Genomic DNA, 16,004 nt, shown 5'->3' with positions numbered 1-16,004 from the left:
AACACAACGAATTGCTGCACGTGCCGTTGACTTGGCGGCGGTACGACGCCATGGTGGCCGCCGCGGTAAACGTTGTAACGACCGATGGAGGGGGTCCACTGCGATGACGCGGTATCAAATCGGGCGTAGACGCCTGCTGCAGGCCTCGGCTCTGGCGTTCGCCGCGGCGGCCGCCCCGTGGAGCACTGCTGCCGCCTCGGCCGCGCGGCTCGTCGACGAGGACGGCTACGAACTGTGGCTGCGCTACCCGCTCGTGGCCGATCCCGACCGCCTTGAGGAGTACCGGCGGAGTCTGACGAGCATCGCCCGTCACGGCGACGGTCCGGTGCTGGAGAACGCCGAGGGCGAACTGCGGCGGGCCGTCGAGGGACTCACCGGCAATCCGCTCGCCGATGCCCGCGCCTCGAAAGCGGCGATCATCGTCGGCCGGGTGCAGGACTCGTCGCTGCTGCGCTCCCACGTGGACCAGCAGCGGGACTTCCGGCTCCGTGAGCAGGGCTTCGTGATCAAGTCGGTGGGAGCACGCGACGGGCGTCGGCGGATCTTCATCATCGGTCACTCCGAACGCGCCGTTCTCAGCGGAGTGTTCCACTTCATCCGACTGTTACAGCTGCATACATCGCTGTCGAAGGTGTCGACCCGGCAGAACCCGTCCGTCGGGTTGCGGATGATGAACCACTGGGACAACCGGGACGGCACGATCGAGCGCGGATATGCCGGCACGACGATCTTCGGCTGGGACGATCTGCCGGTGATCTCCGCCCGGCACGTCGACTACGCGCGGGCAATGGCCTCCATCGGGATCAACGCCTCGGTGATCAACAACGTCAACGCCGACGCGGACTTCATCACCAGCGGCATGCTGGACAAACTGGCGCCGCTGGCAGCTCTCTTCCACTCGTGGGGCATCTCCCTGTGGATCTCGGTCGACTACGCAAGCCCACTCGTGCTGACGGCCGACGACGAGGATCCGATCAGGACGGCTGACCCCGCCGACCCTCGCGTGCGGCAATGGTGGAGCGCGAAGGCCGGCGAGATCTTCTCGAAGCTGGACGGGTTCGGCGGCTTTCTGGTCAAAGCGAACTCCGAAGGCCGGCCCGGTCCGCTCGACTACGGCCGTACCCATGCCGAGGGCGCCAACATGCTGGCCAGGGCGGTCCGCCCGCACGGCGGGAAGATCGTCTGGCGCAGCTTCGTGCACGAGGACTTCAGTGACTGGGCGGAGTACCAGTACCGGACCTTCGCGCCCTTGGACGGCGCCTTCGACGACAACGTCGTCCTGCAGACGAAGTACGGACCGATCGACTTCCAGGTCCGTGAGCCGGTGCACCCGCTGTTCGGCCGGATGCGCCGCACCCACCAGATGGTCGAGCTCCAACTGACCCAGGAGTACACCGGCCACGCGGTGCACACCTGCTATCTGGCGCCCATGTGGCGCGAGGTCCTGAGTTTCCCGACACAGGGACCGGACCGCGGGCCGACCGTGGCCGAGATCCTCGCGGAGGGTTCGCTGCGCCAGCCGTCCACCGGCATCGCCGGCGTCAGCAACTTCGGCGACGACCGCGACTGGACCGGCTATCAGCTGGGCGCGGCCAACACCTACGCCTTCGGCCGCATGTGCTGGGACACCGACGCCGACCCCCGGGAGCTCGCCGAGGAATGGGTGCGTATGACCTTCGGTACCGACGCGCAGGTCACCCGGGTCGTCGTCGGCATCCTGGCCGGTTCCCGGGAGACGTACGAGGCGTACTCCTCTCCGCTCGGAGTGGGGTACTTCACCAACCCCGGCGGCGACCACTTCGAGCCGAATCCGCGGGCGACGCTCTTCCAGTCGCACCACACCACCGCCGAGGGCACCGGTTTCGACCGCACCGCGGCCACCGGCAGCGGCTTCGCCGGGCAGTACCCGAAGCCCTGGCAGGACGTCTACGAATCCCTGGAGACATGCCCGGACGAGCTGCTGCTGTTCCTGAACTGGGTCCGCTACGACCACCGCCTTCGCTCCGGCTCAACCGTCATCCAGCACATCTACGACACCCACTTCCGAGGCGTTGATCAGGCCGAGCGGTTCCTGCTCGCCTGGCGCTCACTCGCCGGGCGGGTCGACGGGCAGCGCCACGACGACATCGAGGCAGCCTTCACAGCACAGCTGGAACACGCCCGACTGTGGCGGGACGTCGTCGTCGGCTTCTATTTCGACTACAGCCGGCGCGTCGACGAGCGGCGCACATGGTTTCAGGTCGCCCTCGGGCGACGGCGCGTGCTGCTCGGCGGCAGGGCGAACCTCCTGCCGGTCGACATCACCAACGCTTCCCAGGACACGCATCAACTGCGTGTGCGACTGCGCCCGCCGAACGGGCAGTGGACCTCCGCGGCCGCCATCGGCGAGGCCGCCGGCGCCCGAACCGCCGAACTCGAACTGCCGGTCGCCCCACCGCTGGTCGGCACCGTCGCACCGTCCGACTTCGAGGTGTCACCGAAGCTCACCCGCCTGGACGGGGCGATCCCGGACCTCGTGGTCGCCCCCGACGGTGCCCGCTGCCGACTGGCCCTGAACGCGGGACCGGACGGCGGTGCGTCGATGCCCGGTTACACCCCGCTGAAGCCGTCGTCCGCCTGGTCCCCGCAGGCCGGCTTCGGCTGGGTGGGGGACAGGCCCACCGGACGCGATCGCGGCGGTGAACCGCTGATCCGCGACATGCTCTACAACGACCGCTCCCGGGTGCTGCGCATCGCCGTACCGGCCGGCCGGCACACCGCGTACGCGCTCGTCGGCGACACCGATGCGACGGCCTCGCCGACCAGGATCGTGGTGGACGGCAGGACGGTCGCCACCAGCCCCAGGCAGCCCGGCGGCACCTTCACCTGGCTGGAGCTGCCGCTGGACGGCGGCGCTTCGGACCGGACCCAGGACCTGACCTTCACCGGCGAGGGAGGGCCCTGGCGACTGAACGCGCTGGCCCTTCCGGACGAGTCGCTGCCGAAGCCGTCCCTGCTGGTGATGAAGGCGACCACGGAACAGGTCTGGTGGACCGGACGGCCCAACGAGGTCACGCTGCTGGTGCGCAACACGGGCGGTACGGACCGCGAGGTCACCGCCGAACTCGCCGCCCCGGGCAGCTGGGAGACGACGTCGGGCACCGTCATCGTCAAGGCGGGCACGGACGCGGAGTTGACGGTCACCGCCACCCCGGACCCGAAGCCCGGCTTCGCCACCGTAGGCATCCGGGTCGACAGCGGCAACGAGGAGATCGAGCGCGGCCGGTCGGTGCCGGTGGTGACCGCCCCGCACGCCGACGACGTCGTGCTGGCGCTCGACGCGGGGCCGGACGGAAGCCCCCTGGTGCCCGGCTGGACCCGGCTCACTCCCGGCGACCGGTACGACGACGAGCGCGGCTTCGGCTGGACCAAGGGGCGCCCCGAGCCGCGCGACCGAGGCACCGGCGACGTGCTGCGGCGCGACTTCGTCACCCAGAAGATCAAGGACTGTGCGATCCGTCTGCGCGTGCCGGCAGGCAAGCACACCGTGTGGGTCCTGAGCGGGGACATGGCCGCCGAGTCCGCGATCACCACCGTCTCGGAGAACGGCACCGTCCTGGGCAGCTCCGGCGACGCCACCTTGCCGGCGCGCACCTTCGTCTGGTTCGCCTTCGAGCTGGACGGCGGGGCGTCCGGCCGCGCCGCCGAACTGGACATCACCGGCTCGAAGTTGAACGGCCTGTGGCGGATCGGCGCGCTGGTGGTCGACTGACCGCGTCTCACGACCGCACACGCGCGCACCAGCACACCCGGACACCCGCCCCACGCTCACCGCCGCACGGCTGCCGTGGGCGGCCCGACCCGGAGAAGGAGACCACGACACATGGCACGTTCCAAGACGACTACGCAGACCGGAACAGTACGCAGACGGGCCGTGCGGCTGGCTGCGACGGTCGTGGCGATCGGCGTGACCGGTTTCGGCGCGCTGCCGGCCACTGCCGACCCCGGGGACCGTCCCGGGACGTACACGAACCACATCATGGACGACATCGCCGACGCCTACTCCGACCCGTCGATCATCCGCGGGAAGGACGGCTACTGGTACGCCTACGCGACTCAAACGTTCATGACCAGGCAGAACGCCGGCGGACCGTGGGAGTCACAGCACTTCATGCCGATCACCCGCTCGTCCGACCTGGTCCACTGGACCTACATCGGGGACGTGTTCGGTCCGGACAACCACCCGCAGTGGCGCGACTTCGAAAGCACCTACTACTGGGCGCCCGACATACGGTACATCAACGGCAAGTACTACCTGTACTACTCGGTGGCCGGCAACGACGACAACACCATCGCCCTGGCCACCGCCGACCACCCCGCCGGACCGTGGACGGACATCGGCCGCCCGGTCCTGCCGTACGGCAAGAAGGTCAACCAGATCGACCCGGCGGTGTTCGTCGACACCGGCGGGGAGAAGTACCTCTACTACGGCTCGTTCCGCGACGGCGGCATCCAGGCCGTACGGCTCAACGCCGAGGGCACGGCGCCGGCCGGCGAACCGGTGCAGGTGGTCGGCGCACGTCGCGGCGAGGCGGCGTACGTGGCGAAGCGCGACGGCTGGTACTACCTGTTCTACTCCGGGCTCGGCTGCTGCGCCCGGGACAAGGGCGCGTACCCGGTGTACGTCGGCCGGTCGAAGAGTCCGATGGGGCCGTTCGTCGACGCCGAGGGCGTGGGCCTGGCCGACCTGCATCCGGGCGGGACGATCGTCAACTCGCCCAACGGCAACAGGTGGGTGGCCACCGGGCACTCGGCCGACGTGGTGGACAAGTCCGGTCAGGAATGGATACTCACCAACGGCTTCGATCGTTTCGAGAAGGACCCCGGCTGGGGCGGACGCCCCACGGTGATGGACCGCCTCGACTGGATCGACGGATGGCCGACCGTGCGCGCCGGTGCCTGGACCAGCGAGGGCACCCAGACCGCGCCGGTCGCGCAGTGGGACGCCGGCAGTGGCTTCGGGTCCGGACTCGGAGGCTTCCGGACCCTGGGAACCGGCGTCTGGAAGACAGGCGTCGACTCGGACTCGGGCCGCTACGCGCGAGCCGCCGGCGACGGCTCCGCCCCTCAGCTGCTGCTGCCGAACCATGCCCCGAAGGGCGACGTGCGGCTGGAGAGCGACGTGCGGGTGCGTGACGACCGCGGGCGTGTCGGACTGGTCCTGGCCTCCCGGGGCGCCACCGACCACCTGATCGCCTGGGTCGGATCCGACAGGGCCCTGACGGTCGAGCTGACCCGGGGCGGCAAGGTGCGGAACACCTGGACGCGGCGACTGCACAACGATGCCGATATGAGGACCTGGCACTCGCTGAACGCCGAGATCCACGACGGCCGAGCGCGGGTGGAGATCAGCTCGGCGATGCTGAGGATGCCCCTCGCCGAGATCGATGTGGACGTCCCCGACACATGGGACAGGGGCGGCGCAGCGTCCAGCCACGGCTCGGGCGAGGTCGACAACGTCGGGGTCACCAGGCTCTTCACTCCGGTGACGAGGAAGAAGCCCGAGCCGAGGACCGGCAAGGAGCTGACGTCCCTCCGTGAGGACTTCACCGACGACAGCCTGGACGGCTGGGAGTGGTTCGGGCCGCCCGACGGAAAGGTGGCCGGCGGAAAGTATGTGTGGCCCACCCAGGACGCCGACTTCTCCGGCAGAGCAACGATGGCCTCCGCCCTGCTCCGTGCGGCTCCGAAGGGGACCTACACGGTGGAGACCAAGCTGCACCTGCCGATCACCGACGCCCCCGACGGCCGGAGCCAGGCCGGGATCATCGCCTTCCTCAGCCCGGAGGACTCCATCCACCTCGCACCGACCCGCACCGGACCGACTCGCCAGGTGTTCCTGTGGATCGGCCGCGACCGGGACTCGTGGCCCGAGATGCAGATCGGCCCCTCGGCCGACACCATGTGGCTGCGCATGCGACACACCGTCAACCCGAAGACAGGAGAGCACATGTATCAGGCGGCGACCAGCCGCGACGGGAAGAAGTACATCTGGGGCGGCGTCTGGCACCTGCCGGCCGGCGACGACCCGCGCATCGGCCTTGTCTCCCTGGCCGGCGAGGGGTTGACCGCCGAGTTCGACTACGTCCGCTTCTACCGCTGACCCGCCTGGGGCCCACGCGGCCGGGCAGGCCCGTTGCCGGTAGCCGCGGTCCATCCTCGCTGCCCTGACCGGCCTTCGGAAGCGTTCTCGCGGGTGGAGCTGACCGCGGACACCGAACAGAGCGCCCCCGACCTGTGGTTGCCCCAGGCCTGGCAAGCCCTGCTATGCGACACCCGGCACTGGCCTCACCCTCGCGAGACACCAAGTGCTGGCCGCCCCCCATCCGCGGAAAGCTCCTCAGTTCGGGTGGGGGAGGAGGAAACGTGTCGTGCCGTGGCCTCAGACGGTGTCGTAGAGGCGTATGTCGGGCTCTGCCCGCAGCAGGGGAGCGAGTTCTCCCACGACGTCCTTGGTGAACAGTTCGCTGTCCAGGTACGCCCGCGCGTCCGCCGCGGACCGGAAACCGTGGAGCACCTGCACGTCTTCGCCCCGGACGAGGAGTTCCTTACCGGTGGCACCGTCGACGGTGCCGAGGAACGGCTGCTTGTACTTTTCGTAGACGGCCGCCGCCGCGGGGCGGTCGGCCGGGTCCACGCGCAGGGTGATCTGGAGATAGACCATGGCTATGGGGGGTGCCGTTAACGAGCGCCGAACCAGGTGACAAGTAACCCGCCAGTAGGTTCCTGGGCGGGTTTTCACGTCTCTGGGCGGCCTGTCCGGTTGATGGGTGTGCTGCCGGTCCGGCGCCACGGCTTCTCGTACTTGCCGCCGCACGCACGGCACTGGGGCCGGAAGAGGGCGGCAGCGGGGCCCATCTGATCGCTGGGCTCGGCGGGGTACTCGGCGTTTTGGATTCTCGCGACGAGCTGCGGGGTGGTGCAGGTGCAGGTGGGCGGGCTCGACGAGATGCGCGGGCGGGATCTGGCGGGGCCGGAGGGCGGGGCGTCGACGAAGTCGGTCTGATAGCCGTCGATCGGCTTGTGCTTGGTGCGCTTCGTGGCTTTCTCGAAGCGCCGCCTGCTGGTCTGGCTGGGGAAGATCAGGAGGAGGCCGGCCAGGAGCCGGAAGGCGTGGCCGCGGACCCGCCCGGGGTCCGGGTCGAAGACGGCGGCCGTGACGCCGTTCTCGTCGACGAGGGGCACACCGCCGGCGTACCGGGGGTCGCCGGTGCTGAAGCCCACGGTCGCGGTGATGCCGTGCTCGTCGGCGAGTTTCGCCAGGGCCAGGTCGATGCCGGGGCGGAAGCGGATGGCGACCTCTCGCAGTCTCCCCGTCAGGGCGGCACGGGCGGCTTGCTCAGCTTCCGTGGCCTCGGCCAGGGCCTTCGCGCGGGAGACGGCGTTCTTGGCGCGGATCTCGTCCCGCTTCTTCTCCTGGGCCGCTCTTAGCGCGGCCATGCGGGTTTCGTATTCGCGCTGTCGGCGTTCTTCCTCGACGAGGTGGGTGTCCTCGGCGGCGATGTACTGCGGCGCGGTCCACACCGTGGCGAGCGCCCGCTGCGGGTAGTACATCGGACTCCGCGGTGTGTGTGCGTGACGATGCGGTGGGCGAATACCCAGGTGAGGAACTGGATGAGGGACGCCGGAACGACACTCCAGCCGCGGCCGGTGAACTTCACGAGCCCTTCGGCGACGGCCAGGTGTTTGGTCCCCTCGGGCCGCTCCAGGCGGACGGAGGGAACGGTGCCGAGCCAGGGCGGGCGGGGCCGGTCGCTGAACCAGATCGAGGTGACGCCGTCGGCGGTCATCTTTTCGGTGCGGGCGGTGATGTCGACGCTGGTGATCGGTGCGAGCTGGGCTTCGAGGGCCGTCTTCCAGGTTCCGGCGGGGTCGGTGGCCAGGACGTCGGCTCGCCAGGCGCCGTCGGGGCCGGGGGCTTCGAGTTCCGCGTGGGCGCCGGCGTCCCGGGCCGCGTTCGCCAGTTCCAGCTTCAGCAGGTGGTGGGCGACGGACTCCAGACCCAGCGCGCAGGTGGGGGCGCCGGGGGCGTGGGCGAAGAACCGTAAGCCGCTGCGGGAGGTCTTCGCGTGCATCGGATGTCGGCACTCGTCGCAGGTCAGCGGGGCGGGTGGCCGGGTTTTCCAGACCGCTTCCCAGCTGCGTCCGCATCCGAGGTCGGGCAGGTGTGCGAAGACGGTTCCCCACTCGGCGTGTACGGCCCTGAACGCCACGCTGGCCCCCTGCTGGTCGGCGAGGAGGCCAGTGTGGCGCGGGGCACTGACATCGCATCAGGCCGCGGCGGGCTCCGGCTCGGGGTCCGGCTCCTGGGGTACGGGGTGGGCGAGCTGGAGGCGGCTGCCCATGTTCAGCCGTACCTCGCCGTAGGGCTGGATGTGCATCCAGAACAGCGGGGTCAGGGCGCGTTTGTCCTCGTCGGTCAGGAGGTTCGCCCACTCGGGGTCGGTGAGCATGTCCTGGATCATCAGGGTGTTGACGAAGACGAGTGCGGTCTGGAGGAGATGGAGCGCGAGGACGGATAGTTCCTGCTGGTCACGGCGGTTGCTGCTGAGTTCGCCGCTCTTGCCGAAGAAGATGATGTCGTTGGCGCCGTTCCAGCCCTCGACGACGTTGAGGCCCTCCTGGATCTCGCGCTGGAGGTCGCGGTCGCGCAGGTAGCGGGCGACGAAGATGGTCTTCTGGGCGCGGCCGACTTCGAGCATGGCCTGGTAGACGGGGTGGGAGGCGGTGCGGGTGAAGCGGCGCAGGATGGCCTCGGTGGAGGCGGTGCCGGCCCGGATCGCGGTGGCGTACTTGATGAGCTGGTCGTAGTTGTTCTCGATGACGTCCCAGCGGATCGGGCGGGTCATCGCGTCGTCCAGGCGCTCGTAGCTGTCCTCGTCCTCCCAGCCGGGCCGGTACAGCTTGACCTTGTTGATCTGCTTGATGCGGGGCAGCAGGTCGTAGCCCAGGAGCCTGGTGAGTCCGAACCCGATTTCCGACTGGCCGTGCGAGTCGACGTAGTTGCCCTCGGCCTGCATCGTGGTGGCGTGCCGCATCATGCCCTCGATCGCGGCGGCGACCTCCGAGGCCGTGCAGTTCAGAAGCTGGCTGTGAATAGCCATCGACCCTTTTTCGATGTGCCAGTACACGAGCACGCCGCGGCCCCCGTACCGGGAGTGCCACTCGGTGAAGATGTTGCGGTCCCACGCTTTGAAGTGCGTGGAGTCCGAGGCGACGGTGGTGGTGCCCTGCCCCCAGACCGCCTCGGAGCGGGCGGCGAAGGTGGCGTTGGCGATCTCGACACCGGCGGCCTTGAGGCCGACGGCGGTCAGGTAGCGGCGCGCGGTGTAGCGCAGGTCTTCCTCGCTGTGCCCGTGGGCGCCGGCGGCGACCGAGCTGATCCCGGAGTTGGTGCCGTACGCGTACGCGATCAGGAGCAGGCGTTCCAGGAGCTTCGCCTCGTCGATCGACTCCCGGGTGCCGACCGGCGCGAGGGCCTTGAGCATCCCGGTGCGCAGGGCGGCCTCTTTGAGGATGTCGATGAGGGCGCCGGTGCCCCACTTCTTGCGGATCGCCCTTTTGAGCTTGCGCAGGTTCTTGGGCTCTTTTTGCGGCTCGGGCTCGGTGAACTTGATCGCGCCGTTGCGGTTCTTGCCGCTGATCGTGACCCATGGGAGCTTCGGGAGCTTGGTGTCCAGGGCGCCGAGCTCGGCGCGCATCTCGGCCTTCAGCTGGGCGGTGAAGACCTTGCCGTCGCGCGGCTTGTTGAGCTTGTCGTAGTACTCCGCGCGACGGGTCTCGAAGTCGTCGGGCAGGTCGTCGTCGGGGTTGCGCCACTTGTCGGCGCCGGTCACCCAGATCTCCTTGCAGCGCAGCCTCTCGCGCAGGGCCTGGAAGACGCACGCCTCGTAGACGGTGCGCATGACGCGCTTGGGCCCCTTGTCGGGGGTGAAGATCGCGAACTCCATCCAGTCCTTGCGTACGACGCCGTCGAGCGGGATGGTCTCGCCGAGCGGGAGGTAGGTGGTGGAGGAGTCCTTGTGCCGCTCGATCAGCTTCAGGGCGTCCATGACGGGCTTGTGCTGGTCGTTGGAGGAGCAGAAGTCCAGCACTTCGAGGAGCTTCATCAGGCCGCTGCGGTAGTGGTTGGAGTAGGAGGACTTGAACACCTCCCGCTTGTTGCGGGCGAACTCCGCGTTGGTGGCCTTCATCTCGGCGACGAGGTCCTTGAGGGTCTTCTCCCCGCCGGCCGCCGGGTAGACGACGGAGCGGACCGAGCCGTCGGGGGCGCCGAGGGATGCGGCGGCGATCTTCCCGAGGAGGCCGGACTTGCCGCGGACCTTGGTGAACTCGGCGACGAACGCCTCGGTCACCTTCTTCTCCGCCCGCGCGTTGATGCGGTGCACGGTGGAGTTGAGCAGCTCCACCAGGGTGTCGGTGATCTCCCGCTGGCGCTGGAACAGCAGCGCGGCCAGCAGGACGTGCCGTACGGGATCGTCGAAGCGCCGCAGGTGGCTCGGGGAGGCGGCCGACGCGCGGGCCCGCCAGGCGCCCACGACCTGCACGCCGATGCCGGTGAATGCCTTGGCCGGGACGCCGACGGCACGGACCTGCTTGAGCTTCTTGATCTCGTCCAGCAGTGAGTTGAGGCTGACGTTGCCCGGATGGGACTTGATGTCGGAGAGCACCGACTCCGTATCGTCTTCGTCCTCTTCTGGAGCCTCGCCGTCCGCCGCTGCCCCGTCGCCCTGTTCGGTGGCCTCGCCGGTCGGGTCGGTGAAGACCAGCGCGTCCAGCCGGCGGGGACAGTCCTCCACGCGCGCGAGCCGTGCGGCGACCTCGGCAACGGCCCGTTCGTCGGCCTGGTGCAGCGCGGACCGGATGATCGTGGTGATCTGGGCCGCGGTCGGCGGTTCGATCAGGTCCACGCGCATCTGTCGCAGCAGTTCGGCCCGCACCTGCTCCTCGCGGCGTTCGTCGTGCCAGATCACGTCCACCAGGTGCGAGACGAGCTTGACCAGGTCGGTCTTGGTGCACTCGTGCCAGCCGGTCAGATCCCGCAGCTCGCTGCGGTGCCGCTTCGCGGCGCGGGAGGCGAAGTCATAGAAACTCAGCTCGGACGCGGCGACGCCGACCTGCTTGGCGACGTGCTCGACCGCGTCGGGCGGGAGCTCCAGGCGCATCCTGGGGAACCGGCCGCGCCAGGTCAAAAACTTGAGCTGGACGGCGAAGCCCAGCCTCGTGGCGCCGGTCTTGTTCCATAACCAGCCCGTCTCGTCTTCGGACAGGGTGAAGTGGTCCACCACCCCGTCCAGACCCAGATCCCGCCCCACTGCTCAGCCCTTTCGCCCGCCCCCGTGATCACCTGTCGGGCTGGACGGTAGAGGCGCCGCTGTACGGCGGGCGCGGGTATCGGCGAAGTGCCCCGCGCGGCGGGCGGGCCTGGTAGAGGGGCGATTGGCCCGCCCGGGGCCGGGAGTGAGCGGGCCTTGGGCCATGGGCCGTGTCACCAGGACGGATGCGTTTCCGCCGTAGCGTCGTACGCGGTGTATGTGACGAACAGCCTTCGGGCGGGCATCCTGGGCGGCATGGACTTCCAGCCGGTTGAGCGCGCCTCGGAGGCGTTTCAGCAGTCACTAACCGCGGAGGAGATCGGGAAGGTCTGCCGACGGGCCTTCGGGGACGCCGCCACGCTCGTGTCCGCTGTCGAGCTGGGTACGGGGATGTACAACAATGTCTACCGCGTCGCCCTGGCCGACCAGGCCCGGCCGGTGATCCTGCGGGTCGCGCCGCCAGAGACCCGCCAGTTCCGCAGTGAGCGCCACCTGATGCGCAACGAGTTCGCGAGCGTGCCGTGGCTGGCGGTGATCGCGCCGCTGATGCCGCAGGTGCTGGCCGCAGACTGGTCGCACGAGGTGATCGGCCGGGACTGGATGATCCAGACCCACCTGGACGGCATCCCTGCACCGGAGCACCTGGGAACGTATCCGCGTGCCGCGTGGCCGGCGTTCTTCCGGCAGATGGGCGCCATCACCCGCTCCGTGCACGACGTGCGCGGCCCGCACTTCGGGCCCGTGGGCGGCCCGGGGTACGCCACGTGGGGCGAGGCGGTGATCGCGTCGCTGGAGGAGATCGCCGCCGACCTGGACGGCGCCGGCCTGGACGCGGCCGACGTGCGGAAGGTCGCCGCGGTGGCCGCGCACGAGAGCGCCGTGCTCGACGAGGTCACCGAACCCAGGCTGCTGACCGGGGACCTGTGGACCGTCAACGCCCTGATGGACCCGACGGCCCCCGAGCCGGTGATCACCGGCGTCCTGGACTTCGACCGCACATGGTTCGGTGACCCCGCCGCTGACTGGACCATCCGCATGGCAACGGCCAAGGCGGACGAGCGCGAAGCGTTCTGGGAGTCCTACGGCGCCCTGGACCGCTCGCCCGCCGCGGTGTGGCGGGCACAGGTCTACGAGGCCCGGCACCTGAGCGCGATCCGCCTTGAGCGCCACCGGCTGGCCAAGACGGACGCGGTCCGCGAGAGCTACGGCGCGATGGCCGAGGTACTTGCCGGCCTGACCTGACCGGGCCCGTTCGGGTACGGCTCGACGTGGATACGGGTCTGCCGCAGGAGCGCGTCGGCCCGCTCCTCGACCTCGACGGCGTCCGGGCCGGTGACCACGAACGACCCCAGCCGGTGGCCGTTGGCGTCCGGCGCGTGGACGGGGCCGCCGAGCGCCGCCCGCCAGCGGACGAACGGCACGCCCGGCCCCACCGTCGGGAGCCCGCAGAGCGACGTCAGCCGTCCGGCGCGCGGGCTGGTCACGAACCGCACGGTCGCGTATCCGCGGGCGGTGGGTGCGAGCCCGGCCGGGCGGCCGAGAGCGACGTCGAGCAGGGCCGCCCAGACGTCGATGCCCAGGGCGTGCTGGATCAGGACCCCGATCTGCCCGGCGGCAAGGCGGGCGCCGATCTCGATGATCGTGCACCGCCCGTCCGCAGCGACGATGACCTCGGTGTGCGAGGCCCCGTGCCGGATACCCACCGCGCCGATCGCCGCGCCCACTTGCCGGTACACGGCCGCCTCGATGGTCGGGGGCAGGCCGACGGGGAGGCTGTGCCCGGTCTCGACCCGGCTTGCGCCGCCGGTCACCTGCTTGCGGGTGACGGCGAGGTGCGTCGTGGTGCCGTCCTGGGTGAAGGACTCGACGCTGTACTCCGTCCCGGCGGCATACGCCTGGATCAAGACTCCTGGGTCGCCGCCGCTTCCGTACATGCCGGCCACCGCGCGGGCGGCGTCGGCGGCCACGGCGGCACCGGCCAGGCCGCTCACCACCGTGACGCCCGCGGAGCCCGCCCCTGACACCGGCTTGATGACACACGGGAAGCCCAACCGCGGGTCCGCCAGCGCGGCCCGCAGCCCGGCCGAGTCCCGGACGAGGACCGTGTACGGCGTGCGCACCCCGGCCGCCGCGAACGCCTCGGCCATGGCGGCCTTGTCCCGGGCCGCGTGTGCCCGGCCCGGATCGTTGCCGGGTACCCCCAGCTCGGCGCAGAGACGCGCAGCGAGCTCGGTCAGGTACTCGTTGACGGTCAGCACCGCGCCGACACCGCGGCGGCGGGCATACGCGGCGATCTCGTCGACAGCCCGGCCGGGCCGATCGAAATCGGTGACGACCCGCCCGGCCAGCAGGCCCTTCAGCTCCAGCCCGTAGCCCTCGTACGCCGCGGCGGTGGTCGCGGCGTGGACCTGGTGGCCGCGGGCGGCGGCCGCCGTGACGAGGGCGCCCGCTTCGGGGCCGGCCGCGTCCAGCAGCAGCACGCCCGGGAGGGTCACGACAGGTAGTCCTCGAAGCCGCCGGTGCGGTGCGTGTCCAGGGTGAAGCAGTGGAACCCGCCCCCGAACAACCTCCGGTGCCGGTGCCGTACGGACACCACGTCGAAGCCCTCGGCCTCCAGCAGCTTGGCCAGACCGGTGCACTCCTCGTTGACCAGCACCGTGTTCTCGTCGACGGAGAACACGTTGAGGTCGATGTAGGGGCTGGTGAGGACCAGGTCTTCGTAGTCGTCGTACACCGGGAACGCGCCCGCATCGGGCTCCGGCGGCACGACGAACTTCCACGAGCGCAGCGGCTCGGGCATCAGGTCCCGGATGCCGTCGTGCCGGGCCAGGAAGACCCCCGGCTTCAGGGCGAGGACCATCGAGTCGATGTGGTTGTCCGCCATCCGCCACACCCGGTGGACGCGGTACTGGTGGCCGAGGTGCCGCTGAAGCCACTCCGCGCCCCGGGTGTGGTTCTCCTGCGCGACGTTGACGACCAGGTCGCGGCCCAGCCGCAGCACCTGCGCGCCGTCCAGCATCATCTCCACACCGACGTCGTACGGGCTCGCCTGCGGGTCGTCGATGGCCTCGGTCGGCCCGCCCAGGGTGGTCGCGGTGTCCCGCGCGTACGACAGGTCGAAGCTGTTGTCGGTGAGGGTGGGACGAGGCATCGTCGTCCACCGCGCGCCGGCCTCCCAGTAGGCGGTGAAGACCGGGGCGAGCAGGCGGGTCTCCAGGTAGCGGGAGCGGATCGCGGGCGGCGTCTCAATGATCTCGTCGCCGAGGATCAGCGTGTTGTCGCGGACGTTCAGTGCCGGGGTCGGTGCCGCCTCCCAGCCCAGGCCCGCGATCGGAGTCGCGTCGGGCGGCAGCGGTAGCGGCCGGTGCACGGCGATGCCGAGCCCGGCGAGCGTGGTCGCGAGGGCCTCGACGTCCTCGTGCAGCTCCTCGGCGTACCGCGCCTTGATGGTCCAGCTCTCCCGGTGGCCGGCCGCCGCCCGGGTCAGGCGCGGGTAGGCCCAGTCCGACCGGAAGCCCTTCAGGTTCTCGTGGTGGAACAGCTCGAAGCTGACGTCACGGTCGTGTCCCACGTAGTTGGCGGCGGACCCGACGATGACCTCCTTGAGCGGGGTGAAGTCGTCGTGACTGTTCAGGCGGGGCATGGGCGTTCCTCTCGGATGCGCGGGGCGGTTAGGGGGTGCGGGGGGCTGCGGTCACGTGCCGGTCGGCGAGCGCGCGGCCCCGGCGGACCCGCAGGGTCAGGCCGCCGCCGTCGCTGTCCGGCTGGAGGGTGCGCTGCTCGCTCCAGCCGGAGAACCGGAACTCGGCGCCGCCGACCGCGACGAGCGCGAAAGTGCGCCCGGCGATCGTCAGGGCGAGGACGCCGTCCGCGTCCCGGTCGATGCGGGCGGGGATAAGGGAGCCGTCGAGCGGGGCGGCCGCGTCGAAGTCCGCGAACCCGGACGGCAGCAGTGACTCGTACGGCAGTCCGGCGGACCAGGCCGGGGCCGAAGCCGGGCCGGTGCGGTTGAACAGGACCTCGCCACGAGTCAGCAGTTGCTGCCAGGAGTCCGGGAACCAGGCGGCGAGGTCGGCGGTGAGCAGGGCGTCGATGACGACGTGGACCCGGGTCACCGTCTGGCTGGTGTTGCGTACCAGGTGCTCGCGGGAGAAGTCCCCGTACCAGAGGGTGCCCGGCTGCCAGCAGTGTTCGATGCCGTCCAGGACGAGCACGGCGCCCGGGTCGGTGACGACGGGGATGTGGAGGCGGACAATGCCCCGGTCCAGGCGGTACTTGGGGTCGCTGTGCGGGTTCGAGACGGCGCCGGGCCCCAGCGCCATCAGCCGCACCGCGTTCAGCGGGGCCGGGAGCGAGTCCAGGATCGACGCGAGGTAGGGCAGGCGGTCGAGCCAGCGCGTCGTCGCGAAGGGCTGGGGGCCGGGGCCGCCCGGGTCGGTTCGCTCCGGGTCGCCGCCGAGGCTGCGCAGGGGCAGGACGCGCCAGTCGATCGCGGCGGCCTGGCCGACCTGTCCGCCGTAGGTGTGGATGCGCTGCGGGTTCCAGGTGTGGGCGGTGACGGCCGCGAGTTCGGCGGCGAGCTTGTCCGCGTCGAAGACGGGGGAGAGTGGGGCGGCCTCGGCCGCGGCGGTGGGCGAGGTGGTCATGGTG

Annotated in this window: 9 protein-coding genes; 3 read left to right on the top strand and 6 right to left on the bottom strand. The window is 70.4% G+C overall.

The features are described from left to right. Positions 1–103 precede the first annotated feature (103 nt). Together ACIRFL_RS20315 and ACIRFL_RS20310 are read left to right on the top strand one after the other, a co-directional pair. Positions 104–3,751: an alpha-glucuronidase family glycosyl hydrolase gene (locus ACIRFL_RS20315; protein WP_404030154.1), complete on the top strand. Its 3,648-nt coding sequence runs from the start codon at positions 104–106 to the stop codon at positions 3,749–3,751. 111 nt (positions 3,752–3,862) lie between these two features. Next, the gene (locus ACIRFL_RS20310; RefSeq protein ID WP_404030152.1) at positions 3,863–6,142 is read left to right on the top strand and encodes a family 43 glycosylhydrolase; all 2,280 of its coding nucleotides are present in this window, start codon (positions 3,863–3,865) and stop codon (positions 6,140–6,142) included. 279 nt (positions 6,143–6,421) lie between these two features. On the opposite strand, the gene ACIRFL_RS20305 is transcribed toward ACIRFL_RS20310, so the two are convergent. The 3 genes from ACIRFL_RS20305 to ACIRFL_RS20295 form a co-directional block, all read right to left on the bottom strand. Continuing rightward, the gene (locus ACIRFL_RS20305; RefSeq protein WP_404030150.1) at positions 6,422–6,703 is read right to left on the bottom strand and encodes a hypothetical protein; all 282 of its coding nucleotides are present in this window, start codon (positions 6,701–6,703) and stop codon (positions 6,422–6,424) included. 74 nt (positions 6,704–6,777) lie between these two features. After that, on the bottom strand, positions 6,778–7,593 hold the full coding sequence (locus ACIRFL_RS20300) for a hypothetical protein (protein ID WP_404030149.1): 816 nt from the start codon (positions 7,591–7,593) through the stop codon (positions 6,778–6,780). Positions 7,594–8,309: 716 nt separating this feature from the next. After that, positions 8,310–11,354, bottom strand: coding sequence for a Tn3 family transposase (locus tag ACIRFL_RS20295; protein ID WP_404030147.1), 3,045 nt, complete (start codon positions 11,352–11,354; stop codon positions 8,310–8,312). Between the two features lie 219 nt (positions 11,355–11,573). Here ACIRFL_RS20295 and ACIRFL_RS20290 point away from each other — a divergent pair, with 219 nt between their 5' ends. After that, positions 11,574–12,596, top strand: coding sequence for a phosphotransferase family protein (locus ACIRFL_RS20290; RefSeq protein WP_404030146.1), 1,023 nt, complete (start codon positions 11,574–11,576; stop codon positions 12,594–12,596). Here ACIRFL_RS20290 and ACIRFL_RS20285 read toward each other — a convergent pair. The 3 genes from ACIRFL_RS20285 to ACIRFL_RS20275 are packed head-to-tail and all read right to left on the bottom strand — an operon-like array spanning position 12,557 to position 16,000. Beyond that, on the bottom strand, positions 12,557–13,849 hold the full coding sequence (locus ACIRFL_RS20285) for an ATP-grasp domain-containing protein (RefSeq protein ID WP_404030144.1): 1,293 nt from the start codon (positions 13,847–13,849) through the stop codon (positions 12,557–12,559). The two genes, ACIRFL_RS20290 and ACIRFL_RS20285, sit on opposite strands and share 40 nt — an antisense overlap. After that, on the bottom strand, positions 13,846–14,997 hold the full coding sequence (locus ACIRFL_RS20280) for a glycine amidinotransferase (protein WP_404030142.1): 1,152 nt from the start codon (positions 14,995–14,997) through the stop codon (positions 13,846–13,848). Before ACIRFL_RS20280 ends, ACIRFL_RS20285 begins: the two co-directional genes overlap by 4 nt. A 28-nt stretch (positions 14,998–15,025) precedes the next feature. Then, positions 15,026–16,000: an aspartyl/asparaginyl beta-hydroxylase domain-containing protein gene (locus ACIRFL_RS20275; protein ID WP_404030140.1), complete on the bottom strand. Its 975-nt coding sequence runs from the start codon at positions 15,998–16,000 to the stop codon at positions 15,026–15,028. Positions 16,001–16,004: the final 4 nt, after the last annotated feature.

The sequence above is a fragment of the Streptomyces sp. NPDC102462 genome (genome assembly GCF_044765425.1).
Lineage (GTDB): Bacteria > Actinomycetota > Actinomycetes > Streptomycetales > Streptomycetaceae > Streptomyces.
Note: the sequence above shows the minus strand (reverse complement) of the source record. Positions and strands in the feature narration are given on the sequence as shown.